This window comes from Allocellulophaga tsushimaensis (assembly GCF_055383085.1).
Window position 1 is genome coordinate 2,076,344 of the sequence record NZ_AP039451.1, and the last position, 26,421, is coordinate 2,102,764.

21 protein-coding genes and 1 riboswitch are annotated in these 26,421 nt (G+C 32.5%); of the genes, 19 read left to right on the top strand and 2 right to left on the bottom strand.

Annotation, left to right across the window (positions count from 1 at the left end; translation table 11 throughout):
• Positions 1-32 precede the first annotated feature (32 nt).
• The 10 genes from ACZ451_RS08885 to ACZ451_RS08930 all read left to right on the top strand — a co-directional run bounded on the left by ACZ451_RS08885 (position 33) and on the right by ACZ451_RS08930 (position 14,326).
• Positions 33-1,280: a sulfate adenylyltransferase subunit 1 gene (locus ACZ451_RS08885; RefSeq protein WP_464216760.1), complete on the top strand. Its 1,248-nt coding sequence runs from the start codon at positions 33-35 to the stop codon at positions 1,278-1,280.
• Positions 1,281-1,400: 120 nt separating this feature from the next.
• Entirely contained in the window at positions 1,401-3,491 is a 2,091-nt protein-coding gene (locus ACZ451_RS08890) for a HEPN domain-containing protein (RefSeq protein ID WP_464216761.1), read from the top strand.
• Positions 3,492-3,495: 4 nt separating this feature from the next.
• Positions 3,496-4,281 (top strand): uroporphyrinogen-III C-methyltransferase, encoded by a 786-nt coding sequence (gene cobA, locus ACZ451_RS08895; protein WP_464216762.1) that lies wholly within the window; start codon positions 3,496-3,498, stop codon positions 4,279-4,281.
• A gap of 22 nt (positions 4,282-4,303) precedes the next feature.
• Positions 4,304-5,368 carry an NAD(P)/FAD-dependent oxidoreductase gene (locus ACZ451_RS08900; RefSeq protein WP_464216763.1) on the top strand — a complete coding sequence of 355 codons (1,065 nt, stop codon included), beginning with the start codon at positions 4,304-4,306 and terminating at the stop codon, positions 5,366-5,368.
• A 149-nt stretch (positions 5,369-5,517) separates the two neighbouring features.
• A riboswitch (SAM riboswitch) is annotated at positions 5,518-5,624 on the top strand.
• A 245-nt stretch (positions 5,625-5,869) separates the two neighbouring features.
• Positions 5,870-6,874 carry a homocysteine S-methyltransferase family protein gene (locus ACZ451_RS08905; protein ID WP_464216764.1) on the top strand — a complete coding sequence of 335 codons (1,005 nt, stop codon included), beginning with the start codon at positions 5,870-5,872 and terminating at the stop codon, positions 6,872-6,874.
• Positions 6,875-6,982: 108 nt separating this feature from the next.
• Complete coding sequence (locus ACZ451_RS08910) at positions 6,983-10,135, top strand: vitamin B12 dependent-methionine synthase activation domain-containing protein (RefSeq protein WP_464216765.1); 3,153 nt, start codon at positions 6,983-6,985, stop codon at positions 10,133-10,135.
• A 173-nt stretch (positions 10,136-10,308) separates the two neighbouring features.
• Positions 10,309-11,262, top strand: a complete 954-nt coding sequence (metF, locus tag ACZ451_RS08915) for a methylenetetrahydrofolate reductase [NAD(P)H] (protein ID WP_464216766.1) — start codon at positions 10,309-10,311, stop codon at positions 11,260-11,262.
• A 55-nt stretch (positions 11,263-11,317) separates the two neighbouring features.
• Positions 11,318-12,415, top strand: a complete 1,098-nt coding sequence (locus tag ACZ451_RS08920) for an acyloxyacyl hydrolase (RefSeq protein WP_464216767.1) — start codon at positions 11,318-11,320, stop codon at positions 12,413-12,415.
• Positions 12,416-12,451: 36 nt separating this feature from the next.
• Positions 12,452-13,240, top strand: a complete 789-nt coding sequence (locus ACZ451_RS08925) for a head GIN domain-containing protein (protein WP_464216768.1) — start codon at positions 12,452-12,454, stop codon at positions 13,238-13,240.
• A 6-nt stretch (positions 13,241-13,246) separates the two neighbouring features.
• On the top strand, positions 13,247-14,326 hold the full coding sequence (locus ACZ451_RS08930; protein ID WP_464216769.1) for a serine hydrolase domain-containing protein: 1,080 nt from the start codon (positions 13,247-13,249) through the stop codon (positions 14,324-14,326).
• Here the strand turns inward: ACZ451_RS08930 and ACZ451_RS08935 are convergent.
• Positions 14,304-15,515 carry a redoxin domain-containing protein gene (locus ACZ451_RS08935; protein ID WP_464216770.1) on the bottom strand — a complete coding sequence of 404 codons (1,212 nt, stop codon included), beginning with the start codon at positions 15,513-15,515 and terminating at the stop codon, positions 14,304-14,306. The genes ACZ451_RS08930 and ACZ451_RS08935 overlap by 23 nt on opposite strands.
• A 164-nt stretch (positions 15,516-15,679) precedes the next feature.
• On the opposite strand from ACZ451_RS08935, the gene ACZ451_RS08940 reads away from it, so the two are divergent.
• The 8 genes from ACZ451_RS08940 (at position 15,680) to ACZ451_RS08975 (ending at position 24,868) form a co-directional block, all read left to right on the top strand.
• A complete protein-coding gene (locus tag ACZ451_RS08940; RefSeq protein WP_464216771.1) occupies positions 15,680-16,525 on the top strand; it encodes an alpha/beta hydrolase in 846 nt (281 codons plus the stop codon).
• 63 nt (positions 16,526-16,588) lie between these two features.
• Positions 16,589-17,563, top strand: coding sequence for a response regulator transcription factor (locus tag ACZ451_RS08945; protein WP_464216772.1), 975 nt, complete (start codon positions 16,589-16,591; stop codon positions 17,561-17,563).
• Between the two features lie 85 nt (positions 17,564-17,648).
• A complete protein-coding gene (locus ACZ451_RS08950) occupies positions 17,649-19,976 on the top strand; it encodes a TonB-dependent receptor domain-containing protein (RefSeq protein WP_464216773.1) in 2,328 nt (775 codons plus the stop codon).
• Between the two features lie 40 nt (positions 19,977-20,016).
• The gene (locus tag ACZ451_RS08955) at positions 20,017-20,508 is read left to right on the top strand and encodes a hypothetical protein (RefSeq protein WP_464216774.1); all 492 of its coding nucleotides are present in this window, start codon (positions 20,017-20,019) and stop codon (positions 20,506-20,508) included.
• A gap of 303 nt (positions 20,509-20,811) precedes the next feature.
• Positions 20,812-21,642 carry a prephenate dehydratase gene (locus ACZ451_RS08960; protein ID WP_464216775.1) on the top strand — a complete coding sequence of 277 codons (831 nt, stop codon included), beginning with the start codon at positions 20,812-20,814 and terminating at the stop codon, positions 21,640-21,642.
• Positions 21,639-22,784, top strand: coding sequence for a pyridoxal phosphate-dependent aminotransferase (locus ACZ451_RS08965; RefSeq protein ID WP_464216776.1), 1,146 nt, complete (start codon positions 21,639-21,641; stop codon positions 22,782-22,784). Before ACZ451_RS08960 ends, ACZ451_RS08965 begins: the two co-directional genes overlap by 4 nt.
• 132 nt (positions 22,785-22,916) lie before the next feature.
• On the top strand, positions 22,917-23,777 hold the full coding sequence (locus ACZ451_RS08970; RefSeq protein ID WP_464216777.1) for a prephenate dehydrogenase: 861 nt from the start codon (positions 22,917-22,919) through the stop codon (positions 23,775-23,777).
• An 8-nt stretch (positions 23,778-23,785) separates the two neighbouring features.
• Positions 23,786-24,868 (top strand): chorismate mutase, encoded by a 1,083-nt coding sequence (locus ACZ451_RS08975; protein ID WP_464216778.1) that lies wholly within the window; start codon positions 23,786-23,788, stop codon positions 24,866-24,868.
• A 60-nt stretch (positions 24,869-24,928) separates the two neighbouring features.
• Here ACZ451_RS08975 and ACZ451_RS08980 read toward each other — a convergent pair whose 3' ends face one another.
• Positions 24,929-25,579: a hypothetical protein gene (locus ACZ451_RS08980; RefSeq protein WP_464216779.1), complete on the bottom strand. Its 651-nt coding sequence runs from the start codon at positions 25,577-25,579 to the stop codon at positions 24,929-24,931.
• Positions 25,580-25,710: 131 nt separating this feature from the next.
• On the opposite strand from ACZ451_RS08980, the gene ACZ451_RS08985 reads away from it, so the two are divergent.
• Complete coding sequence (locus tag ACZ451_RS08985) at positions 25,711-26,388, top strand: head GIN domain-containing protein (RefSeq protein WP_464216780.1); 678 nt, start codon at positions 25,711-25,713, stop codon at positions 26,386-26,388.
• The last annotated feature ends 33 nt before the right edge of the window (positions 26,389-26,421 follow it).

The window sequence follows — 26,421 nt, forward strand, 5'->3', positions numbered from 1 at the left end:
AGCGAAAAGCTAGAAGCCAACAGCTTAAAATAATGGAAGTATTAAAATTAGCAACAGCGGGGAGTGTAGATGATGGAAAAAGTACCCTAATCGGTAGAATTCTTTACGATACAAAATCCTTAACCACTGATAAGTTAGAAGCTATAGAAAAAACAAGTAAGCAAAAAGGTTATGATTACTTAGATTTCTCTTTAGCAACAGATGGATTGGTAGCAGAACGTGAGCAAGGGATTACTATAGATGTAGCGCATATTTATTTTTCCACTGCTAAAAAAAGTTATATCATAGCAGATACACCGGGCCATGTAGAATATACAAGAAATATGGTTACTGGAGCGTCTACTTCACAAGCAGCAATTATTTTAATAGATGCTAGAAAAGGAGTAATTGAGCAAACAAATCGCCATTTCTTTATCAATAACTTATTACGCATCAAAACGGTAATAGTAGCCATAAATAAAATGGATTTAGTAGATTTTTCAGAAGAAAAATACAATGCTATTAAAGCCGATTTTGAAGCCTTAATGAGCAAGAGAGATTATGAAGACCAGAATATTACCTTTATTCCTGTAAGTGCTTTAAAAGGAGATAATGTAGTAAATAAATCTAAAAATACACCTTGGTATGATGGAGATACATTATTAGACTATCTAGAGAATATAAAAGGGAAAGATGTTTATAATGTAGGGACTCCAAGATTTCCTGTACAGTACGTAATACGACCTAAAACAGAAGATTTTCATGATTTTAGAGGTTTTGCTGGTAAAGTGTATGGTGGGGAATTAAGTGTTGGAGATGAGGTAGTTGCCTTACCATCGCAAACAAAATCTAAAATAAAAGATATTTACTTTCACGATAAAAAATACCAAACAGCAGCCAGACGTTCTTCCGTAACCATCACTTTAGAAGATGAAATAAATGTGAGTAGAGGTGATATGATTGTAAAAGCTGGAGATTTGCCAACCATAGACAAACAGTTTACGGCTACCATTTCTTGGATGGATTCTGATCAGTTAACATCTGGGGCTAAATACGTAATACAACATGGCGTTAATAAAGTGTTAGCCAAAGTAGATAAAATACATCATAAAATACATCCAGATTATTCGGGTATAGACGAAAATGTAGAAGGTTTAGGAATGAATGATATTGCTAAAGTAACCTTTAAACTAAATAAGCCTATTTTCTTTGATGCATTTAAAAATCATAGAACTAACGGTTCTTTTATTTTAATTGACACAAAAAATAATAATACAGTAGGAGCAGGTTTTATTCAGTAGTCTTTGACTACTAGTACAAAGTACGAAGTGTTGAAATTGATTTATTAAAAATAGTAGCGAGTTTATATTTAGAGTACACAGTACTAACTACTTTATACTAACTACTTAATACTAGAAAAAATGCAAAGTTTTAGAACAGAAATAGAAAATCCAATAGTAGAAAAAGACATTGTTGATTTAGCGAACAAAATTGAAATGTTCCACAATGGAAAAATAGACGAAGAAAAATTCAGAAGTCTGCGTTTGGCTAGAGGTGTTTATGGACAACGCCAAGAAGGTGTACAAATGATCCGTATTAAATTACCTTACGGAAAAGTTACTTCTGAGCAGCTAAGACGAATTTCTGATGTTTCGGAAGAGTATTCTACAGGGCGTTTGCATATTACTACACGTCAAGATATTCAAATTCATTATGTAGATTTAAATAGAACTCCAGAACTATGGGCAGAACTAGAAAAGTCTGATATTACTTTACGTGAAGCTTGTGGTAATGCAGTACGTAATGTAACGGCAAGTGAAACAGCAGGAATAGACGTAGATGAACCTTTTGATGTTTCGCCTTATGCACAAGCACTTTTTGAGTATTTTTTGCGTAATCCAATTAGCCAAGAATTAGGGCGTAAGTTTAAAGTTTCGTTCTCTTCTACAAATGAAGATACTGGACTTTCTTATATGCACGATATTGGTTTTATTGCTAAAATAGAAAATGGAGAAAGAGGGTTTAAAGTCATGTTAGGTGGCGGTTTAGGTTCGCAACCACGTCATGCAGACGAACTTTTCTCTTTTTTACCTACTAATAAAATAATTCCTTTAATGGAAGGTGTTGTTCGTGTTTTTGATCGATACGGAGAGCGTAAAAGTAGAGCAAAAGCAAGACTAAAATTCTTATTAAAAGATATCGGTTTAGATGGTTTTAAAGAATTACTAGCGCAGGAACAAAAGGCAGTGCCAGTAAAAACGTTTGAAATAGATGCAGCAGCCTATCCAGCATACAAAGTAGCAGAGGTTACCGTACCAGAAGTGACGATTGCAAACCAAAAAGCATTTGATGCTTGGAAGTCAACAAATATTATCCCTCAGAAACAAGAAGGGTATGTAGCTATAGGAATTAAAGTATTGTTAGGAGATTTTTATATCGATAAAGCACGTCAGTTAGCAGACTTAATAGAAAAGTATGCTGCGAATGAGTTACGATTCTCACTACGCCAAAATATTTTAATCCCATTTGTAAAAGAAGAATTAGTGCCTTTCTTTTATAATGAATTAGAAAAATTAGGGTTTGTAGAAGCAGGTTATAATAAAGCATTAGATATTACAGCTTGCCCCGGAACAGATACTTGTAATTTAGGAATAGCTAGTAGTACAGGGATTGCAGAAGAATTAGAAAGAGTAATCAAAACAGAATATCCAGACTATATTAATAATCCAGATGTAGTGATTAAAATTAGTGGTTGCATGAATGCTTGTGGGCAACACAATATGGCAAATATTGGTTTCCAAGGCATGTCTGTAAGAACAAAAGATAAATTAGTAGCACCAGCCTTACAAGTATTATTAGGTGGTGGTAATATGGGTAACGGAGTAGGTACTTTTGCCGATAAGGTAGTTAAAATACCAAGTAAAAGAGGGCCAGAAGCATTACGTATCATTTTAGATGATTATAATGCTAACGGAAATGGATTGCCTTTTGCTGCGTATTATGCAGAAAAGGGAGAACCTTATTTTTATGATCATCTAAAACATTTATCAGATGTTGATAATCTAACACAAGAAGATTTTATAGATTGGGGTAATACGCAACAATATGTAAAAGCAATTGGTATAGGAGAATGTGCAGGTGTAGTTATAGATTTAATTGCAACACTTTTATTTGAGAGTGAAGAGAAAATACAAAATGCTCAAGAAACTTTAGAAGAAGGTAAATGGGCAGCAAGCATCTACCATTCGTACTCTTCTATGGTAAATACGGCAAAAGCAATATTGACTGCAGAAAAAGTGAAAACAAATACACATGCTGGTATCATTAAAGATTTTGATACTACTTTTGTAGCACCAGGAAGAATTAGTTTAGCAACTTCGTTTGAAGAATTAATACTTCAATTAAATAAAAATGAACCAACAGAAGCCTTTGCAAATGCTTATATTAATGATGCAAAAATATTTTTAAAAGCTGTTGAAGCATTTAGAGAACAAGATTTAGCCAAAGCATAATTTTATGAAGGATTTTCCAAACCATACCAATTCTAATAGTACAGGTAAGCTAACCGTTATAGGCGCAGGGCCTGGAGACCCAGAATTAATCACGTTAAAAGCAATTAAAGCTTTAGAAACGGCAGATGTGGTGTTGTATGATGCTTTGGTAAATCCGGAATTATTAAAATATGCTCCAAAAGCAGAACAAATTTTTGTAGGGAAACGCAAAGGATGTTATGCCTATCAGCAAGAGCAAATAAATGAGCTTATTGTGCAAAGAGCAAAAACACAAAATGTAGTTCGCTTAAAAGGAGGAGACCCTTTTATATTTGGGAGAGGCGCAGAAGAAATGGAATATGCCGCATCATATGGAATAGCAGTAGCTATGGTGCCAGGAATATCATCGTCAGTAGCAGTACCGGCATCACAAAATATTCCCGTAACCAAAAGAGGAGCATCAGAGAGTTTTTGGGTGATCACAGGAACTACAAAAGAGCATAAGTTATCTGCTGATGTAGCATTGGCCGCTAAATCTAACGCTACGGTAGTTATTCTAATGGGTATGAGTAAACTAAATGCAATTGTAAGCTTGTTTAAAGGAGAAGGAAAAGCAGAAACGCCAATAGCAATCATACAAAACGGAACAAGAGAAAACGAAAAGATAGGAATAGCAACAATTGCGACTATAGAAAAAGAAGTAGAAAAACAACAATTAACAAATCCAGCAATAATTATTATTGGAGAAGTTGTAAAACATAGAAACGCGCTACATAACATTAAAGCAAACAAAGCAATACTAGCGAGTTAGTTTAAAAGTAAGAATAAAAGAAATGATTGAAACAGATATTATAGTAATAGGAGCAGGACCAACAGGTTTGTTTACTGTTTTTGAAGCAGGATTACTAAAGTTAAAAGTACATATTATAGATGCATTAGCACAGCCGGGGGGGCAGTGTTCAGAAATATATCCAAAGAAACCTATTTACGATATCCCTGCATTTCCAGAAATATTGGCAGGAGATTTAGTAGATAATTTAATGGAGCAAATAAAGCCATTTGAGCCTGGATTTACCCTAGCAGAACGAGCAGAAACTTTAGATAAGTTAGATGATGGTACCTTTATTGTAACAACAAATAAAGGCACTAAGCACCATGCGCCAGTAGTTGTTATTGCAGGTGGTTTAGGTTCTTTTGAGCCAAGAAAACCGCTAATTCCTAATCTTGTAGATTTTGAAGATAAAGGAGTTGCTTACATGATTAAAGATCCGGAAGTATACAGAGGTAAAAAAGTGGTGATTGCAGGTGGTGGAGATTCCGCTTTAGACTGGGCTATTTTCTTGGCAGATGTTGCCGAAGAAGTATCTTTAGTACACAGAAGAAAAGAATTTCGTGGGGCTTTAGATTCAGTAGAAAAAGCAGCAGAATTAGCAAAATTAGGGAAAATTAGATTGTTTACAGAAGCAGAAGTTAAAACCATACAAGGAGAAAATGGTCAATTAGTTTCTGTGGGTATCAAGCATAATGATGCAGAAAAAGGAGAAACAATCTTAGAAGTAGATAACTTTATTCCACTTTTTGGTCTTTCTCCAAAATTAGGGCCTATAGGAGATTGGGGCTTAGAAATAGAAAAAAATGCCATCAAAGTAAATAATGCTAAAGATTACCAGACTAATATTCCAGGGGTATTTGCTATTGGAGATGTAAATACCTATCCAGGGAAATTAAAACTAATACTCTCTGGTTTCCATGAAGCGGCTGTAATGTGTCAGTTTGCCTACCAAATTATTAATCCTAACAAACGTTTTGTAATGAAATACACTACGGTAGGTGGTGTAACTGGCTTTGATGGTAGTAAAAAAGAAGCTAAAAAAGAAGTGGTACAAAGTATTTCGTAAAGCATACCATTATTAAAATACGAAAAGCCTTTCAATCATAGTATTGTAAGGCTTTTTTATATGTTTTTTAGCTTTGTAAAAAAGGCTTACTTTACTTGCTTTTGCCAAAGTTGTAGCGTTACTTTGCAAATAGTTCTTTAACAGATATGTAGTTATCAAGAAAGGTGGAGGGATTAGACCCAATGAAACCTTAGCAACCCTTTATATCTTTAGATTAAAAGAAGGTGCTAATTTCTATCTTAACCTTAGATATATTTTCAAAATTATAGTTGATTAAACTTTAGTTATTGAAATATATGTAGTGTAAAGGCAGATAACAAAGTGTTTTTAATTTTCACTTTCCTTTAACTTGATATTCATGGCGTTCCATACCACATAAAAAGTGGTACTGTCGGGCTATTCCTTATATCTTTTTTAACTTTTTTAAGTTAAAAAAGGATGTCAGTACTATCCCTAACGCAAAATACATTTTGTTTTTAAACTTAGTTTTTGAACGATATTATGAAAGATATAAAAGAGATATTAAAAGATAGAATCTTAATTTTAGATGGCGCAATGGGAACCATGTTGCAACGTCATAAATTTACTGAGGCAGATTTTAGAGGAGAACGCTTTAAAGATTGGGAGCATCCTTTACAAGGAAATAACGATTTGTTATCTATAACGCAGCCAGAAGCTATTGCAGACGTGCATCGCCAATACTTTGCTGCTGGAGCTGATATTGTAGAAACCAATACATTTTCTGGGACTACCATAGCAATGGCAGATTATTTTATGGAAGATTTAGTGTATGAACTAAATTACGAGTCTGCAAAAATTGCAAAACATGTAGCAGATGAGTTTACCGCAAAAGAACCCCATAAACCTAGATTTGTAGCAGGGAGTATAGGGCCAACCAATAAAACAGCTAGTATGTCTCCAGATGTAAATGACCCTGGATATAGAGCCGTTTCTTTTGATGAGCTAAGAATAGCATACAAAGAACAAATAGAAGCTTTGCTAGATGGTGGTGCTGATATTTTATTAGTAGAAACCATTTTTGATACTTTAAATGCAAAAGCAGCCCTTTTTGCAATAGAAGAAGTAAAAGAAGAGCGAAATATTGATGTTCCAATTATGATCAGCGGAACCATTACCGATGCGTCTGGGAGAACATTATCAGGGCAAACTGCTGAAGCTTTTTTAATTTCTATTTCTCATATTCCCATTTTATCAGTTGGTTTTAATTGTGCTTTAGGCGCAAGCCAGTTAGTACCACATTTAGAGGTGTTATCTGCAAAAACAGGACATGGCGTGTCTGCACATCCCAATGCTGGTTTGCCCAATGCTTTTGGTGAGTACGATGAAACGCCAGAACAGATGGCAGCTCAAATAAAAGAATATGTAGAAAAAGGTTTAGTGAATATTGTAGGAGGCTGTTGTGGTACAACCCCAGAACATATTTCAGCAATAGCAGAGGTGGTAAAGAGTTTTAAACCGAGATCTTTGTCAATTGTTAGTGAATAGTTGTTAGTGAATTATGAAGCATATGGAGTTAAAAAATACTATAAATCAAATTAACATTTTTGAAAAATTGCGTAATGGATTTATAAAATATTATAAAGGTTTTTAGTTATGATAGGAAATAACCAACAACCAACAACCAACAACCAACAACGTCATCTAAAGCTAAGCGGTTTAGAGCCACTAGTGATTACTCCCGAAAGTAATTTTGTGAATGTAGGCGAACGTACTAATGTAGCAGGTTCAAAGAAGTTTCTGAGACTCATAAAAGAAGAGAAGTTCGAAGAAGCTTTGGATGTAGCGCGGCATCAGGTAGAAGGTGGAGCACAGATCATCGATATTAATATGGATGATGGACTTATTGATGGTAAAGAAGCTATGGTTAAGTTCTTAAACCTTGTTATTGCCGAGCCAGACATTTCTAGAGTGCCTATTATGATTGATAGCTCTAAATGGGAAATTATAGAAGCAGGACTTCAGGTAGTACAAGGAAAGTGCGTTGTAAATTCTATAAGTTTAAAAGAAGGGGAGGCCCAATTTAAACACCATGCAAAACTCATTAAACGGTATGGTGCTGCCGTAATTGTTATGGCATTTGATGAGGTAGGGCAAGCAGATAATTATGAGCGTCGTATAGAAATTTCTAAACGGTCTTATGATATTTTAGTAAATGAGGTAGGCTTTCCACCAGAGGATATTATTTTCGATTTAAATATTTTTCCTGTGGCAACAGGAATGGATGAGCATAAGTTAAATGCAATAGATTTTATTGAAGCTACTAGATGGGTGAAAGAAAATTTACCACATTGTAGCGTTAGTGGAGGGGTAAGTAATGTGTCTTTTAGTTTTAGAGGAAATAACCCAGTACGAGAAGCAATGCATTCCGTATTCTTATACCATGCTATAAAAGCAGGGATGAATATAGGAATTGTAAATCCGAGTATGTTAGAGATTTATGATGATATTCCTAAAGATTTATTAGAACGTGTAGAAGATGTTATTTTAAATAGACGTGATGATGCAACAGAACGTTTGTTAGATTTTGCTGAAACGGTAGTAGGTAAAGCAAAAGAAAGCACCATAGATTTATCTTGGCGTGAAGAATCATTGCAAAATAGAATTACCAGAGCATTAGTAAAAGGGATAGATCAATATGTAGTAGAAGATGTAGAAGAAGCCCGCCAACTAGCTTCGAAACCAATAGAAGTGATAGAAGGAAATTTAATGACAGGGATGAATGTTGTTGGAGATCTTTTTGGAAGTGGAAAAATGTTTTTACCGCAAGTGGTTAAATCTGCCCGAGTAATGAAAAAAGCGGTAGCTTATCTATTGCCCTATATTGAAGAAGAGAAATTATTGAATGCCCCCCCACCCCCAAAGGGGGAGCAATATTGGAGAACGGCAAATCCTGGATTATATGGTTTGCTAAAAGAATATGCTCAGAAAATGCGACATCAACCAACTAAGGCAGAAGAAATGCTGTGGAATGCATTAAGTGGTAAAAGTTTAGGAGGGTATAAATTTAGAAGGCAACATATTATTGGAGATTATATTACAGATTTTATTTGTTTAAAAGAGAATTTGATTGTTGAGGTAGATGGTTTAATACATCAATTACCAGAAAATAAAAAAAGTGATTCAGAACGTACAGCTTGGTTAGAAAAAGAAGGTTATCGTGTTATACGTTTTACAAATAATGAAGTTTTAGGTAACCTTGAAGAGGTTTTAGAAAAAATTCAGACAGCACTTAAAGTTCCCCCTTCGGGGGCGGAGGGGGCTGGAAAAATATTGATGGCAACTGTTAAAGGTGATGTACACGATATTGGAAAAAATATTGTGAGTGTAGTATTAGCATGTAATAACTATGAGATAGTAGATTTAGGCGTTATGGTGCCCCCAGAAAAAATTATTAATGCTGCAATAGAACATCAGGTAGATATTATTGGTCTTAGTGGTTTAATAACTCCTTCTTTAGACGAAATGGTATTTTTAGCTAAAGAAATGGAACGTCAGAATTTTAAAGTACCCTTATTAATTGGTGGTGCTACAACAAGTAAGGCACATACAGCAGTAAAAATAGATACACAATATAGTAATGCGGTTGTACATGTAAATGATGCTTCTAGAGCGGTAACTGTTGTTGGTGATTTATTAAAGAAAGAAACGGCAACTGGGTACCAGCAAAAAATAAAGATGGATTATGAAGAGTTTAGGGATAAATTCTTAAAAAGAACCAAAACAAAAGAATACAAAACAATTGTTGCTGCCAGAGCTAATAAGTTTCAGATAGATTGGAATGCTACTGAAATTGTACCGCCAAATCAGCTTGGCATACAAATTATTAAAGATTTAGAATTAGAAAAATTACTAGAATTTATAGACTGGACTCCATTTTTTAGAAGTTGGGAATTACATGGCAAATATCCAGATATTTTAACAGATGATGTTGTGGGAACGCAGGCAACAGAATTGTTTTCTGATGCACAAGAGATGCTAAAAAAGGTGGTTTCTGAAAAGCAATTGAAAGCAAAAGCTATTTTTGGTTTATTTCCTGCAAATAGTAGTAACGATGATGATATAGTCCTTCAACTTCGGTCAGGAGCTAAAAATACTGTTAATAATTTGCCTAGTGGAGCCGAAGCGAAAGAAGAATTTATTTTTAGAACTTTACGTCAGCAATTACAAAGGCGTGAAGGTGTTCCTGATTATGCTTTAGCCGATTTTATAGCGCCAAAAGAAACAGGAAAACAAGATTATATAGGTTGTTTTTGTGTGAGTACAGGTTTTGGAACTGAAGAATTAGCAAAACAATACGAGAAAGATTTAGATGATTATAATTCTATTTTAATAAAAGCTTTAGCAGATAGATTGGCAGAAGCATTTGCAGAATACTTGCATAAAGAAGTACGTATAAAGCATTGGGGGTATGCAAAGGATGAAGGTTTAAGTCAAGAAGACTTAATTAATGAAACCTATAAAGGCATTCGGCCGGCACCAGGGTATCCCGCTTGCCCAGATCATTTAGAGAAATTAACGATTTGGGAAATACTAGAAGTAGAAGAAAAAATAGGCGTAAAACTAACAGATAGTTTAGCGATGTGGCCAGCGGCATCTGTGAGTGGATACTATTTTGGAAATGCAGAATCGCGTTATTTTGGCTTAGGTAAAATTAAAGAAGACCAAGTTGCTGATTTTGCCCAGCGAAAAGGAATATCTTTGCAAGAAGCTACCAAATGGTTAGCACCGAATATTGCTGATGATTAATAGTTCTATAAATATTTATTTTTGAACAAAACTGATTTATAGAAATTTAAAATTTGCGTTAGGGATTGTAGTGGCATCCTTTTTTGTTTTTCACAAAAAAGATATAACGAAAAGCCCGCTTGAACGCCATAAAATAAAATGCTAAAATTTGTTAAGCATATAGTCGAGCATAAATGAAAGTAACAGATCATATTAAAAAAGCCAGCGGAAATACTTTATTTTCGTTTGAAATAGTACCGCCTGTAAAAGGCAATAAAATTCAGGATTTATATGATAATATAGATCCTTTAATGGAGTTTAAACCTCCATTTATAGATGTAACTACTTCTCGGGAAGAAACCGTTTATATAGAAAAAAAAGGACTTTTAGATAAGAAAACAACACGTATGCGGCCAGGTACTTTAGGGATCTGTGCTTCTATTCAGCATAAATACAATGTAGATACGGTACCACATTTAATTTGTGGCGGTTTTACCAAAGAAGAAACCGAATATATGCTTGTAGATTGTCATTATTTAGGGATAGAAAATGTAATGGCATTGCGTGGAGATGCTAAGAAAGATGAGTCGTATTTTACCCCAACAAAAGGAGGCAATGCCTATGCAATTGACTTAGTTGCTCAGGTTCAAAATTTAAATAAAGGAAAATATTTACATGGAGAATTAGATGGGACTAACAATTCTGATTTTTGCATTGGGGTTGCTGGGTACCCAGAAAAACATATGGAATCTCCATCTTTACAAACAGATTTAAAACGTTTAAAAGAAAAAGTAGCTGCTGGGGCAGATTATGTGGTGACTCAAATGTTTTTTGATAATCAAAAGTATTTTGAATTTGTAGCTGCAGCAAAAAAAATGGGTATTGATGTGCCTATCATTCCAGGGATAAAGCCTATTGCTGTAAAAAGACATTTACAAATACTGCCCAAAGTGTTTAGTTTAGATTTACCGCAAGATTTAGTAGATGCTGTAGATGTTTGTGCAGATAACAAAGCAGTACGGCAAGTAGGTATTGAATGGGCTATTCAACAATCTAAAGAGCTAAAAGAAGCTGGAGTTCCTGTATTACATTATTACTCTATGGGAAAATCTAATAACATTAAAGCAATTGCAAAGGCATTGTTTTAATTATTTACGCGTTTTAATATAATTAGAACGCTTATGTATTAATTTACCTGAATAAATGAATTTTAAACCTTTTTTCTTTCTTCTTTTTGTACTAACATTTGGTTTTTCTCAAGAGGAAGTAAATGACAAAAAGTATACTTTAGATTTTAATTACTTTCATGGTACCATTTTAAGACATGCTCCTGTAATATCACATTTAATAACCTCACATCCAACAGGTATTATAGCCAGTTTTAATAGAAAAACCTTTGGACAGGAAGATTGGGAGCAACGCTATAATTATCCGGATTTAGGCTATTCGTTTATTTATCAAAATTTTGATAATGAAGTTTTAGGTGAAAATTACAGTTTATTTGCACATTATAATTTTTACTTTTTTAAAAGAAGTTTACAATTTAGGTTAGGACAAGGCATAGCTTACAATACAAATCCGTACGATAAAGTAACTAACTTTAGGAATAATGCTTTTGGTTCGCATATTTTAAGCTCTACTTATATAATGCTAAACTACCATAAAGAAAAAATTTATAAAGGTTTAGGTTTCAAAGCAGGGATAGCTGTAATACACTATTCTAATGCAAATGTAAGAGCGCCCAATACCTCTACAAATACCTTTACATTAAACGCAGGTTTGGTATATAGTTTAGATGAAGAAGATATATATGAATATATAAAAACAGATCAGGATAAAATTACGGAACCTATAAAATATAATTTTGCATTTAGATCTGGTATTAACGAGAGCGATGTGAACAATTCTGGTCAATTCCCATTTTATATCTTCTCTGCTTATGCCGATAAACGATTAGGGACTAAAAGTGCTATACAACTTGGAACAGATGTTTATTTTTCTAATTTTTTAAAGAAAGAGATTCGGTTTAGAGCTATTGCCTTTCCAGAAGGCGATGTTACTGGTGATGAAGATTACAAGCGCGTAGGTTTATTTGTTGGTCATGAACTTTTTATCAATAAAATGTCTGTGATAGCTCAGTTAGGGTATTATGTGTATTACCCTTATGATTTTGAAGGTAGAGTATATAATAGAATAGGGCTTAAACGCTATATTAATGATAAATGGTATGGCGCTGTAACTCTAAAATCGCATGCAGCTAAAGCAGAAGCCGTAGAATTTGGAATAGGAATACGACTTTAAGAAATGATAGTACAGATACAAGGCATAAAAAATAAAATGAAATTAAGAAAGGAGCGATTTGTTATTTTTTCAAAAAAAGTAGTAAAGCTATTTATATTGATTTTTATATTCTCATCATGTAATAGTGAAAATGCAAATGATTGCTTCCAGAATGCGGGCGACTTAATTAGGGAAGAGGTAACTCTAGCAGATTTTAGTACCATTACTGTTTTTGAAAATTTAAAACTGGTTGTGCAAGAAGGAGCAACGCAGCGAGTTGAGGTAGAAACAGGTGAATTTTTACGCAATGATGTAAGTCTTGTTGTTGAAGGAAACCGTTTGGTGGCACGTAATGAAAACAATTGTAATTTGTTTAGAGATTTTGGATTGACTACTATTTATATAACCTCTCCTAATATTACAGAAATTAGAAGCAGTACCGGTTTTGCAATTACAAGTAATGGCGTTTTAAATTATCCATCGCTAACACTTTTATCCGAAGGTTTTGGAGTGCCTGAAGCAGAAACTACTGATGGAGAATTTAATTTAGAAGTAAATAGTGCCAATGTGGCTATTGTTGCAAATGGAGTAGCATTTTTTAATATAAGCGGTGTTACAGAAAACCTTAATATAACTTTTGCTGCTGGAGACCCAAGATTAGATGCTACAAATTTACTAGCAGATAATGTTACTATAAACAATAGAGGTTCTAATGATATGTTAGTAAATCCGCAGTTGGTATTAAGAGGAAGAATTGTAGGTACTGGCGATGTAATTAGTTGTAATAGACCCGAAGTAGTAGCAGTGGAAGAACTTTTTGATGGGAAATTAATATTCAAAGAATAACTTTTCTTGAAACCAATCATCACATATTTTAAAAATTTGTTTGCTCAGAAACGTATTTTGGGAAATGATGAAACTTTGCAAGGTTTTACCAAAGCAGACGCATTGTTACATACCTTGATTACTGATAAAAAAGTGCCAGGGATTGCCATAAAAGCCGTAAAAAATGGGTCTGCTTTTTTTCAAAAGAGTTATGGCTATGCAGATATAGAAAAGAAAACCTTAATACAACTAGATAAAACAGTTTTTAGGATAGCAAGTGTTTCTAAACCTATTGCCGCAACTGCCTTAGCTTATGCCGTTGCAGACGGAATCATAGATTTAGATGCTGCTTATCATACTTATGTTCCCTACTATCCAGAAAAGAAATGGAATTTTACCATTAGGCAATTAGCAAGTCATACCGCAGGTATACGAGGATATAAAGGAAAAGAATATGGATTAAATGAACCCTATAGTATTAAAGAGAGTATTACAATCTTTAAAGATGATGATTTACTTTTTGAGCCAGGGACTGATTATCATTATAATAGTTTTGATTGGGTATTAATTTCTTTAGCCATACAAGAAGCAAGTGGAATTACATTTGAAACCTATGTAAAAGAAAAGGTTTTAAAACCTATACAGATGGAAAGAACTTTTCCGGAAATTGCAGATGAAGAACAGGAGAATTGCACCACTTTTTACACAAAAAATGCCTTAGGCTTTAGGAAAGCAATTCCTGTAAATAACTTTTATAAATTAGCAGGAGGAGGTTTTTTAGCTACAGTAGATGATATTATAAAATTAGGACTGGCTTATTTAGAAAATAAAATCCTAAACACAGCTATAATTAAACCTTTTATAACAGCAACAACGGTACAAAATACTTCTACCTATTACGGTTTAGGTTGGCAGGTGAGTGAGGATAAAAAAGGAAGGTCTTATTACGGCCATATTGGGAATGGAATAGGAGGTTATTCTAATTTTTTTGTATATCCAGACCAACAAATTGTTATTGCAATTTTAATAAACTGTACCAATCCTAATATCCAAATGGTATTAGATGATGTAGTAGATCATTTAATTAGTAATACCGCCCAATCATAGGATGTTCAACAATAGCTTTTCGTAATTCAAAAGCATCAATACTTCCCATTTTTCGATATATAATTTCTCCACCAGGAGCAACTAATGCCGTGTATGGTAATGCACCGTTCCATTCTGGATCTACAGCTTCTATCATCTTATATTTATCTCCTTCAGCATAAATATAATTGTCTAAAACAGAATGTTGTTTTTGCAAGAATTTTAAGGCTCTGTCTTTAGCATTTAAATTATCTGCACTTATAGAGGTAAATTCAAAATCTCTGAGGCTATACATTCTATGGATATCAACAAAATCTGGATATTCTTGCACACAAGGGCCACACCATGTAGCCCATAAGTTGATGAGACGTAATTTATCAGAATCATTTTTAAAAAGCGCTTTAATGCCTTTAGCATCTATTTCTGCAATGCTAACTGGCTTTTCTTTCCATTCTTTGTTTACTTTTTTTGCATATTTATCTTTCCAAGCCCATTTTACCGAACATCCAAAAGTTTTAGTAACAGGTTCCGCAATAGGTGTTCCATTAAGTGTGGCATCAATAGCATTCCGTAAATCATCTGCATTGGCAGAACCAGGTTTTTCAGAGGTGTCTAACCTACCCACATAAGTAAGCTTACGTTCTTTATTAAACACATATGAATGTGGCGTAGCTACTGGACCATATTTAAGAGAAGCAGTATGGGTGTCTCCATCATATAAATAAGGAAAATTATAGCCTTTATCTTTAGTCCTGATGATCATATCTTCAAAACTATCGCCTAAATCACTATACCCTAATTCATTTAAAAGAATTCCATTAATAGAATTTGGAGAAATAGCGATAACTTGTACGCCTTTATTTTTATAATCTGTAGTAAGTTGAATCATTCTATCTTCATAAGCTTGTGCTGTTGGGCAATGGTTGCATGTAAAAATAATCACCAAAACATCTGAACCGTCATACTCTGCTAAAGAATGGAATTTCCCATCTACTCCTGGAAGTTTAAAATCTGGCGCTTTTTCGCCAATTTTTAGGGTGTTTACTTCTTGTTCAGGAACAGCTTGCGGACTAGCAGTAAAAAAAGCTGTTTCTTTTTCTGTTAATTCAGTAGTTTCTTCTGTTTCGGTATTTATTGTTTTCTCTTTTCCTTCCTTACAAGAAAAAGTAACTAATAACGTGCATATCAAAAAGCTTGTAATGAATTTCATAATGGGTACGATTTTAAAATCTACATTAAAAATAAGGAAATAGAAAATGCTATGCGAATATTGAATTTGAAAAAGAGATTTTTAATTGCTTTTAGAAGTTTTATGAGGGTATTGAGATAAATGTATTTAAAAATTCCTATGTTTATTTTTTAATTAAAAACATAATGAAAAAGTTTGTTCTATCGTTTTTAGGTATCCTTGTGGCTCATTTTATTTTTGCTCAGAATACAACTCAGGTTATTCCGTTATGGGAAAAAGGCGCTCCAGGTTTTGAGCATAAAAAAAGCATTCCTGAAAAAGCTAAAGATTGGTGGGTGAAAAGTGTTCATAACCCTTCAATAACCCTATTTAGGCCTGAAAAGCCTAATGGAGTAATGATCCTTATTTGCCCAGGTGGAGGGCATAAAGAACTGGTTTTTGATGAAGAGGGAACTAAAATGGCAAAATATTTGAACAAACAAGGAGTAACGGCAGCGGTATTAAAATATAGATTATTCAGAGAAGAAGGTTCAGAGTACACCGTTGCACATCCAAAGCAAGATGCCATTAGAGCAATGCGTTTATTGCGAAGTAAAGCAAAAGAATGGCTAGTAGATACAGATAGAATTGGCATTATGGGTTTTTCTGCTGGTGGGGAAGTAGTAAATATGATTGCTTTTGAAGATTTGCCAGGAAATACTGATTCTAAAGATAAGATAGAGCGCTATAGCGCAATTCCTAATTTTCATATTCAAATATACCCAGGGCCTTTAGGGATTCCGGAAAAAGTAACTAAAAATGCAGCTCCTGTTTTTTTATTAGCTTCTAATAATGATGAATGTTGTTCTGCTTCAGTAATGAAATTATTAGAAGTATACCGTAAAGCTGGCGCAGCTGTAGAAGCGCATTTATACGCTAAAGATGCCCATGGTTTTAATATGGGAGATAGGTCTTCTTTTAAAACCATACAAGGCTGGCCAGAAAGGTTAACAGATTGGTTGACAGATCACAAGTATTTTAAAAAAACTTAATTGATTTTTTAAAGACGATTTGAATTTATTATCTTGGATTTATAGTTTTTAAAGTAGCATACTTTGTATACCAGATTTTTTCTATTTTTTTTATGTATTAGCTCAGCACTTGGAGCTCAAGATGCGGTATCTGGTTATGTAGATTTAGAAAGTAAATTAGATTGGGAGCCAAAAATTTATATTGCTAAAGTTACTGTAAGTGAATTTGATGAATCTCCAAAAGTTGAAGAAATAACAAATTGTACCATAGCTGAAAATGGTTTTTTTGCATTTAAAAGAAAATTGTTTTCTACTAATGAAGCGCTGTATCGCTTATACATGCTTCGTAAAAATAGGCGTGATACGGTTCATACTTCGTTTATTTTTTCGAATAAAGACAGTATTAGGTTTAGAAAAAGTGTAAAGCTATTAAGCTCTTATACCAATACCAATAAGGCTGATCAGGAATGGCAAAAACTAAAAACTTTTGAAGCAAAGTTTTCTTGGGCTATTTCTAATAAAGAAGATAGTATTGCTGATGTATATGTTAAAACAATGAAAACATATGCAAAAGATTCTTTACAAACTTTAATGGTAAAACTAATTGGAATAAAACAATTAGAAAACAAGAAACTATTAGATAAAGATATTACTAAGAATACAGCTTATTATGTAAGTTTATTAAAAGAATTAAAGGAAAGCGATATTGACCGTTCTGAGTATTTATTTTTAGAAAACAAGCTTGCCTTTTTAACTACAGAAGTTGCCGAAAGTAAATATGTAACCAGTGTAATGATCAACATCTTTTTAGGTATAGCAGTAACTGGGTTGTTATTTTTTGTGTATCGGTTGCGAAACAAAAGAAACTCGCTTCCTATTTCTGATCTGAGTAGGCAAGAAAAGAATATTCAAGGGCTTATTTTACAAGGCAAAAGCAATAAGGAGATTGCTAATGAGCTTTTTATTAGTTTAAGTACGGTAAAAACGCATATTACCAGTATTTATAGTAAGTTACAAGTGTCTAATCGCCAAGAATTATTGCGTAAAGTTCAAAATTAGTAGGGGACTAGTCCTAAAATCAGACTTTTTAAAAGCTTACTTTTTATTTTTCTGATGGTAATTTGTTTCTTAACAAAGAATCAAAATGAAACCATTAGGCAAATTATTCTTTTTTTTATTTTCAAACATACTACTTAGTCAAACGTACTATTCGCTTTCAGGTACCGTTTTGGATCATGATCATAAAGCCCTGCCTATAGGAGATGCCATTTTATATAAATTGGGAGAAGCATCTCCGTTTAAATATGTTGTTATAGAAGAAGGAAAATTTCTGTTTCCTGAATTAGAAAGAGGAGACTATTTTTTAATAATTTCTAGTTTAGGATTTAAAAATAACGAACAAGAAATTAAACTAAATAAGAATGTATCTGTTGATGCTGTATTAGTTGAAGAAACTACAGTTTTAGATGAGGTAGCATTAGTAGCTCGTAAACCTATTTTCACCTATAAAAATGGTAATCTAAAAGTAGATGTAGAAAATCCAGTATTGTCGTCTATTCCAGACCCATTAGCTATTTTATATACATTGCCAGGTATACAATTAGATGCAAATAGAACTTCACTAACACTTATTGGAAAAGGAACACCACTAATTTACTATAACAATCAAAGAATTACTCTAGAAGAGTTTAGTGCCTTACCAGTTGATGAAATAAGCAGTATAGAAATTATTAAAAACCCATCTGCAAAATATGAAGCCAATGGTAGAGCAGTACTTCTAGTGACAAGAAGAAATGATGCTAGAGAAGGTTTTAAGGCAAGTCTTTCAAAAACACTTTCATTTCGGCAAAATTTTAATGATTATAATAGTAGTGTTTTTAATTATAAAAAGAAGAAGCTAAGTATAAGAGCAAATTTTAGTTATAACGATTTGCAAACATGGGAAAGCAATCAGTTTGCTTTTGAAATTCCTGAAGCAAATATTTTTACAGATTACCTTGTTTTAATAGATCCAAATAATAGAAAGGAAATACATACAGGAGGTGGATTATTTTACCAGATTAATGCTAATGATTACTTCTCTATAGGTACAACCATAAGATTACAAGCTGATATTTTTAATATTGATACAGATACTTTTTTACGACAAGGTGAACAAGAAGATGATATTACTACCAAAACAAGGAATGATAATTCAAAAGACTTTATAACTACTAATTTTAATTATAATAAAAAAATAAATTCAAGCACTAATTTATTTACGGGTTTGCAATATTCTTCTTTTGAACAAGGTTTAAATACTACGATATCAAATAATTTTAATGCAACAGCATTTATTCGCTCTCAAGCCAGACAACAAAAATATAATATCAATGTACTCGCTTATAGGTTAGATATAGAGAAGACTTTTAAAAATACTACAAAATTAGAAATGGGTACAAATATCAGTACAGCAAAAGCAAATGCTTTGAGTAATATTCAGTTTTTAGAGCAAAATACAAATGCTAATACTAATTATGATTATTCAGAAAAGAACTATGCAGGATATATGCACTTTACTGGTAATCTTAGTAAAAAAATGGATTTTAATGCTGGGTTGCGTGTTGAAAATAATCAGGTTAAAGGTGAAATTGAAACAGATATTATTCCTTTAGTAAACAGAGCAAATACAAATCTATTTCCTAAAGCACAGTTTAATTTTAAAATTGATAGTACCAAGAGTATTACTTTTAATTATTCTAAAAGTATTGTACGCCCTAATTACTCAAGAGCAAGTTCTATAAGTTCCTTTATAAACCCTATTTTAGAAGGAGCAGGTAATGTAAATCTAAGACCAACATTTATTGAGGAGGTATCAGCTAATTTTCAAATAAAAAATAATGCTTTAACGATCAATTATTTGAGACGAGAAAATCCTATGTTTTTTACTATTGGTTTAGAAGATACTAGTGATAGTGCCGTTTTATCACTTAGAAATTTAGAAAAAGAATCGGGAGTAGATATTACATTAACCATACCATTTACAAAAGGGATTTGGACTTCAACCAATACGATAACCTTATCCAGTAGAATAATAAGAGATGCAACAGCAACAATACTACCAGCTACTCCTTATGCATATTTATACACAAATCAGCAATTAGAATTTCAAAAAACAACAAGCCTTTCTTTTGGTGGGTGGTTATTAACAAGGCGCTCAGAAGGTATTTTTAAAAGAAATGCGATGTTAGTATTGAATGCCACTATTACAAAAACATTTTTTAAAAAATTAGATTGTTCATTACGTTTTAATGATATCACTAAGGGGTTGAATTTTGAAGAACGTTATAGTATTAATGGTATTACTGCAGAAGGAGCTTATTTTGCAGATGGGCAAGAAGTGGCATTATCCTTAAAGTACTCTTTTGGGAAAATAAAAAAACTGAATTATAAGCATAAAAATGTAGACGAAAATTTAAATAGGATTAAATAATTTATATTTTAGTGTTTTAATAGGCTAAACTAAACTCATTATGAAAAAAATAATCACCATATCACTTTTTTTAATGCTATGTTCAATGCATACCAAAGCTCAAGAAATTACAATGTTTCCAAATTTTGGAGGATACAAATATTATCAAGACGATAAAGAAATTGATAAAAAAGAACTTCAAATGCTATTTGATAAAAATGAAAAAGTAAAAGCCTATTGGAAAAAAGCAAAAGGACAAGAAATTACTGCTACAGTTAGCTATGTTGCAGAATTTGGATTTTTAATTTGGGGAATGTCAGAATTACTTAATGAAGATCCAAATCTCAGTAGTAGAGACAAATCTAGAAATAGTTTAGCACCAACAATTGGTGTTATAGGAACAGGAATTTTAGGGGTAATTTTTGATTTAGCAGCAAGGAAATCAAAAAGAAAAGCAATTTTAACATACAACAAACAATTTGATGATAAGACAGCATTTCGTTTAGCACCTATTAGTAATAAAAATGGATTAGGCTTAGCTTTAAAGTTTTGATATTGTATGAACTAATTCAGTATTCTTAATTATCAAGTGCTTAATTTTAATATTTGATAAAGAAAACCTTTCGGATTTAATAATTCCAAAAAAAAATATTGTAAAAGGTAATTTCTAAATATAATTATTACTTTAGCCAAAGTTTTATAAATTATGACAAAGCAATATTTCTGGAACGGTTTCTTTTTTTACTTCTTTTTTAAGAGAGGTACGGGACTGTTGTAGCATATTTAAAAAATATAAACAATGAAAAGTCCCGTAACAAACGGGGCTTTTTTTTTGATTTGTTTTAAGATAAGATAAATGAGTTTAAAAATAGCCATACAAGGAATAAAAGGATCTAACCACCATCAAGTAGCTAAAGACTATTATGGAGATAGTATAATACTTGTAGAATGTTTATCTTTTGATGAACTAGTTGCAAAGGTTTTAAATGGTACCGCCGATAAGGCAGTTATGGCAATAGAAAATTCCATAGCAGGTTCTATAATTCCTAATTATGCGTTAATTCATCATAATAACTTACATATTATTGGGGAATGTTATTTAAGTATACACCATAATTTAATGGTGCATAAAGGGCAACGAATAGAAAATATAGAAGAAATACACTCGCACCCTATGGCACTTTTGCAGTGTAAAGACTTTTTAAAAGCATATCCAAATATAAAATTAGTAGAATCTGTAGATACCGCAGAAACAGCCAAAAGAATTAGAGATCATCAACTAAAGAAAATTGCGGCTATTGCTCCAAAGGCATCAGCAGACTTATACGATCTTGAAATTATAGCATCAGAAATACAAACCATTTCTAATAATTCAACAAGATTTATCATCATAAAAAAGGAAAACAAAGAACTTCCTCAAACAGAGATCAATAAAGCTTCGTTACGATTTATAACAGATCATAAAAGAGGCAGTTTAGCTGCTATTTTAAATGTAATGAGTGATTGCAATTTAAATTTAACCAAGATACAATCCTTGCCTGTAATTGAACGGCCTTGGAAATATGCTTTTTTTGTAGATGTTACTTTTGACGCTTACGAAAATTACCAAAAAGGGAAATCGCTTTTAGAGATTATGTCAGAAGAGTTTAAAGTATTAGGGGAATATAAAAACGCTAGAGTATCATGATGATGACTGCAGACAGGTTAAAAACCGTTAAAGAATATTATTTCTCTAAAAAATTAAGAGAAGTGAGAGGACTAATGGCAGAAGGAAGACCCATTATAAATATGGGAATAGGAAGTCCAGATTTAGCACCTTCAGAAAAAGTAATTGAAGCTATACAAAAAGCAGTATTAGATAAAGGAGCACATCAATACCAGAGTTACCAAGGATTACCAGAATTTAGAGGAGCAATTGCAAATTTTTATAAAGTAAGATATCATGTAATTGCTAATCCTTTAGATGAAATTTTACCCTTAATGGGATCAAAAGAAGGGATTATGCATATTAGTATGGCCTTCTTAAACGCTGGTGATATGGCATTAGTTCCAAATCCAGGCTATCCTACCTATACCTCTGTTACTAAATTAGTAGGGGCAACACCTATGTATTATAATTTGGTAGCCGATAACGATTGGTTTCCAGATTTAGAAACTTTGGCAAAGCAAGATTTATCTAAGGTAAAAATAATGTGGGTGGGTTATCCGCATATGCCAACAGGAGCAGTTGCAACAAGAACACAGCTAGAACAACTTATTGCTTTTGGAAAACAAAACAATATTTTAATTGTGAATGACAATCCTTATAGTTTTGTTTTAAATGATAAACCAACCAGTATTTTAAGTGTAGAAGGTGCTAAAGAAGTTGCCTTAGAATTAAATTCGCTTAGTAAAACTTTTAACATGGCGGGTTGGCGTGTAGGGATGTTACTTGGTAGTAAAGAAAATATAAATAGTGTGCTAAAAGTAAAAAGTAATATGGATTCTGGAATGTTTTATGGCATTCAGAAAGGAGCTATAGCCGCTTTAGAAAGTGATGAAATTTGGTTTAATCAACTCAACCAAGTATACCAAAAGCGTAGAGCTCTAATTTTTCAATTAGCAGACAAACTCAACTGTACTTATGATAAAAATGCTGTAGGTATGTTTGTTTGGGCAAAATTACCTAAGGCTATTACATCAGCTGAAACGTTTATAGATACAATTTTATATGATAAAAATATATTTATAACACCAGGAACTATTTTTGGGAGTAACGGAAAAGGATACATAAGATTTTCGCTTTGTGTAACAGAAGAAAAAATTAATGAAGCAATACAAAGGTTTTAAAAGTACGAGGTGCGAAATATTATGTGCAAAGTAAAAAGTAAAAAAAGTAAAGAGTTGAAAATTTAATGATTTTAGATTGTCCTCTTGGGGGATTTTAGGGGTATTTTTTGGAATACAGAATACAAGTAAGAAATGAACATATTTATAATAGGCATAGGGTTAATAGGGGGGTCTTTAGCTAAAGATATTAAGCAGGTTATGCCAGATGCTAAAATATATGGTATTGATGCAAATCCTGAGCATTTAGAAGAAGCATTATCATTGGGTATAATTGATGTAAAATCTAGTTATGCAGATTTACATTTGGCGCATATGGTTATTGTAAGCATCCCTGTAGATGTTATGGTTGCAGAATTGCCTAAGATATTAGATTTGGTTACTGATGAAGCTGTGGTTTTTGATGGAGGTTCTACCAAAAGTTTAATATGCAAAACCGTAGAAAATCATCCAAAAAGGAGAAATTTTTTAGCGTGTCATCCAATAGCAGGTACAGAGTTTTCTGGTCCTTCAGCAGCAATTCATAACTTATACAATGGTAAAACAAATATTATTTGTGAAGTTGAAAAAACAGCATTTAAATTACAGGAAAAAGCATTAGCACTTTTTCAAAAATTAGGAATGCGAATTAGATATATGAATCCAGAAGCACATGATAAGCATATTGCTTATATGTCTCATTTATCGCATATCAGTTCTTTTATGTTAGGAAAAACGGTGATTGAGAAAGAAAAGAATGAACGCGATATTTTTGATATGGCAGGAAGTGGTTTTGAGAGTACAGTGCGTTTAGCAAAAAGTTCGCCTGCCATGTGGACTCCTATTTTTAAACAGAATAAAGATAATGTAATAGAAACATTGGAAGAGTATATCCAGAATTTAGAAGCATTTAAACAATTGCTTTTAGAAGACAATTATAAAGGCATTTTTGAAGAGATGAATAATACCAATAAAATAAAACAAATATTAAACGGAATACCACTAAATAAAAAATAAAGTACAAAATGAAAAATTCAAAAGAAATGAGAACATGGTTGGATGATATGAAACTAGATCATCCATTAGTTATTGCAGGACCGTGTAGTGCAGAAACAGAAGAGCAAGTATTAAAAATTGCACATGAGTTAAAAGATACGGATGTAAATTACTATCGTGCCGGGATTTGGAAACCAAGAACACGCCCAGGGAATTTTGAAGGTGTTGGTGCTTTAGGATTAAAGTGGTTGAAAAAAGTAAAGGAAGAAACAGGAATGAAAACCTGTACTGAGGTAGCAAACGCTGCACATGTTAAGTTAGCATTAGAAAATGATGTAGATTTATTATGGATAGGAGCAAGATCTACAGTAAGTCCTTTTATAATGCAAGAAATTGCTGATGCTTTAGAAGGTACTGATAAAATTGTATTGGTGAAAAACCCTGTGAATCCAGATTTGTCCTTATGGTTAGGAGGTATAGAAAGATTGTATACGGCAGGTATAAAAAAACTAGGAGCTATACATAGAGGTTTTTCAACTTATGAAAAAACAAAATATAGAAATATTCCTGAGTGGCAAATGGCAATAGAATTTCAAAATAAATTTCCAGATATTCCATTGATCAATGATCCTTCTCATATCACTGGTAACAGAGAAATGATTTTTGATGTTTCGCAAACAGCTTTAGATCTAAATTTTGATGGTTTAATGATAGAAACGCATCATGATCCTGATAATGCTTGGAGTGATGCTGCACAACAAGTTACTCCAGCTAAATTGGTGCAAATCATGAGAGATTTAAAAATCAGAAAAGAATCTGATCCTGAAGCAGAATACAATACGGAGTTAAGTAATTTAAGAGCTCAGATTGATGTGATTGATAATCAGTTAATTGATACTTTAGGAAAAAGAATGAAGGTGTCTGATAGTATTGGAGCACTTAAAAAGAAAAAAAATGTTGCTGTTTTACAAAGTAATCGGTGGAACGAAATATTGGGAGCCATGATCTTAGAAGGAGAACAAAAAGGCCTTAGTGAAGAGTTTGTGTTACGCATGTTTAAAGCCATACACCAAGAATCCATCAATCATCAAGAAAAGATTGTAAATTCTTAAAAGAATATTTGTGGTATACCAAAACATCGTTTGTAATTTATAGTTATAAACGGTGTTTTTTTATTCAATTGAAAAATCAAAAATTAGTTTACTTAGATGATCATAACTCCCACCTTTGCCATTATATATAAAGCAATATTCTCCTTTTTCTAATGGTTGATATGGAATAATTTTGTATTCACCTTCATTTATATATTCAATATAAAACTGAATTATTTTTTTAGTATCCAGTCCATTTGTAGATTTAAAAAATTTGCCTCTTGCTGTAGTAAATTCCCGGTTATTTCTTTTTTTATTACTTTTTAGTTTTAAAAGAATAAATTCATTTGGGGAACTTGCAATAGTGTACCAGTCTGTTTCTACATAGTTGGTTACAGTAGTTTTATTATTCGTATCAAAACTGAAAATAAATTCGTTTCCTTGAACTTTATTATTAGATTTTTCATGAAGAATAATTGATTTTGTAGTGTATGGCGCTAAACCCAAGGTAAGTGCAAATCCAAAGAAACCTCTTGTTCTAACATTATGTACTGCACTTGGATGTATTTTTTCTTCGAGGCCATCTTTTAAATAGTAAATACCTGTTTCTAACCTTTGGTTTTCCACAATTAGAGAATAAGTATCAAAATTTGGATTGTGTTTCTTGTTATTTTGCTGAGCAAAAAAAGATTGACTTCCTAAAACTATAAACAAAAGAAAAGTATTTCGCATAATTACTAATTTTTATATAATTTGATCAAGAAGTATACCAATGCGTTTATTTTTTTTTGAAATATAGATGTTTAAAACTGTAACAATATATTCATCTTGTTATCTTTAAATAAATTACAAAAACAACTATTATGAAAAATGTTATAAGTGGTATCTGTTTACTATTCATTTCTTTTTTAGCTACAGGACAACGAATTGTAGACAGAGATATGGGGAATTTTAATACAATTAAAGTTTTTGATCTTATTGAGGTGAATCTTATAAAATCTGATGAGAATAAAGTTTTAATTAAAGGTGATAATGTTGATGATATTTACTTGGTCAATAAAAATGGAACACTTAAAATACGAATGCAATTAGATAAGAAATTTAGTGGCGAAGATACTTTTGTTGAAGTGTATTACACCCATTTAGATCTTATAGATGCTAACGAAGGGGCTAGAATAACTTCTAATGCCACCATAGAACAAACTGTTTTAGAATTAAAAACGCAAGAAGGTGCACAAATAAAAGTTGGTTTAGATGTAGAACATCTTATTGTAAGAGCAGTTACTGGGGGTATTGTAAAATCTTCTGGTACTGCAGAAAACCAAACAGTAGTTTTAAATACTGGTGGCGTTTATGAAGGAAAAGCATTAAGAACCGAAATGGCAAAAGTTAAAATTACTGCGGCTGGTGAAGCAGAGGTTTACGCATCGGAGAGTGTGGACATAAATGTAAAAGCAGGAGGCGATGTAGAAGTATACGGGAGTCCTAAAAATGTAAAAAAGAAAACTTTTGCTGGTGGAAGAGTGGTTTTTATAGATTAACACTCACAATATTTTAAAAGTTAACGAGCCTAA

What these genes read in the sequence shown, in the direction of transcription:
- ACZ451_RS08885 (WP_464216760.1), top strand. Translation starts at nt 33, where the DNA reads ATGGAAGTATTAAAATTAGCAACAGCGGGGAGTGTAGATGATGGAAAA.
- ACZ451_RS08890 (WP_464216761.1), top strand. Translation starts at nt 1,401, where the DNA reads ATGCAAAGTTTTAGAACAGAAATAGAAAATCCAATAGTAGAAAAAGAC.
- cobA (WP_464216762.1), top strand. Translation starts at nt 3,496, where the DNA reads ATGAAGGATTTTCCAAACCATACCAATTCTAATAGTACAGGTAAGCTA.
- ACZ451_RS08900 (WP_464216763.1), top strand. Translation starts at nt 4,304, where the DNA reads ATGATTGAAACAGATATTATAGTAATAGGAGCAGGACCAACAGGTTTG.
- ACZ451_RS08905 (WP_464216764.1), top strand. Translation starts at nt 5,870, where the DNA reads ATGAAAGATATAAAAGAGATATTAAAAGATAGAATCTTAATTTTAGAT.
- ACZ451_RS08910 (WP_464216765.1), top strand. Translation starts at nt 6,983, where the DNA reads ATGATAGGAAATAACCAACAACCAACAACCAACAACCAACAACGTCAT.
- metF (WP_464216766.1), top strand. Translation starts at nt 10,309, where the DNA reads ATGAAAGTAACAGATCATATTAAAAAAGCCAGCGGAAATACTTTATTT.
- ACZ451_RS08920 (WP_464216767.1), top strand. Translation starts at nt 11,318, where the DNA reads ATGAATTTTAAACCTTTTTTCTTTCTTCTTTTTGTACTAACATTTGGT.
- ACZ451_RS08925 (WP_464216768.1), top strand. Translation starts at nt 12,452, where the DNA reads ATGAAATTAAGAAAGGAGCGATTTGTTATTTTTTCAAAAAAAGTAGTA.
- ACZ451_RS08935 (WP_464216770.1), bottom strand. Translation starts at nt 15,515, where the DNA reads ATGAAATTCATTACAAGCTTTTTGATATGCACGTTATTAGTTACTTTT.
- ACZ451_RS08940 (WP_464216771.1), top strand. Translation starts at nt 15,680, where the DNA reads ATGAAAAAGTTTGTTCTATCGTTTTTAGGTATCCTTGTGGCTCATTTT.
- ACZ451_RS08950 (WP_464216773.1), top strand. Translation starts at nt 17,649, where the DNA reads ATGAAACCATTAGGCAAATTATTCTTTTTTTTATTTTCAAACATACTA.
- ACZ451_RS08955 (WP_464216774.1), top strand. Translation starts at nt 20,017, where the DNA reads ATGAAAAAAATAATCACCATATCACTTTTTTTAATGCTATGTTCAATG.
- ACZ451_RS08960 (WP_464216775.1), top strand. Translation starts at nt 20,812, where the DNA reads ATGAGTTTAAAAATAGCCATACAAGGAATAAAAGGATCTAACCACCAT.
- ACZ451_RS08965 (WP_464216776.1), top strand. Translation starts at nt 21,639, where the DNA reads ATGATGATGACTGCAGACAGGTTAAAAACCGTTAAAGAATATTATTTC.
- ACZ451_RS08970 (WP_464216777.1), top strand. Translation starts at nt 22,917, where the DNA reads ATGAACATATTTATAATAGGCATAGGGTTAATAGGGGGGTCTTTAGCT.
- ACZ451_RS08975 (WP_464216778.1), top strand. Translation starts at nt 23,786, where the DNA reads ATGAAAAATTCAAAAGAAATGAGAACATGGTTGGATGATATGAAACTA.
- ACZ451_RS08980 (WP_464216779.1), bottom strand. Translation starts at nt 25,579, where the DNA reads ATGCGAAATACTTTTCTTTTGTTTATAGTTTTAGGAAGTCAATCTTTT.
- ACZ451_RS08985 (WP_464216780.1), top strand. Translation starts at nt 25,711, where the DNA reads ATGAAAAATGTTATAAGTGGTATCTGTTTACTATTCATTTCTTTTTTA.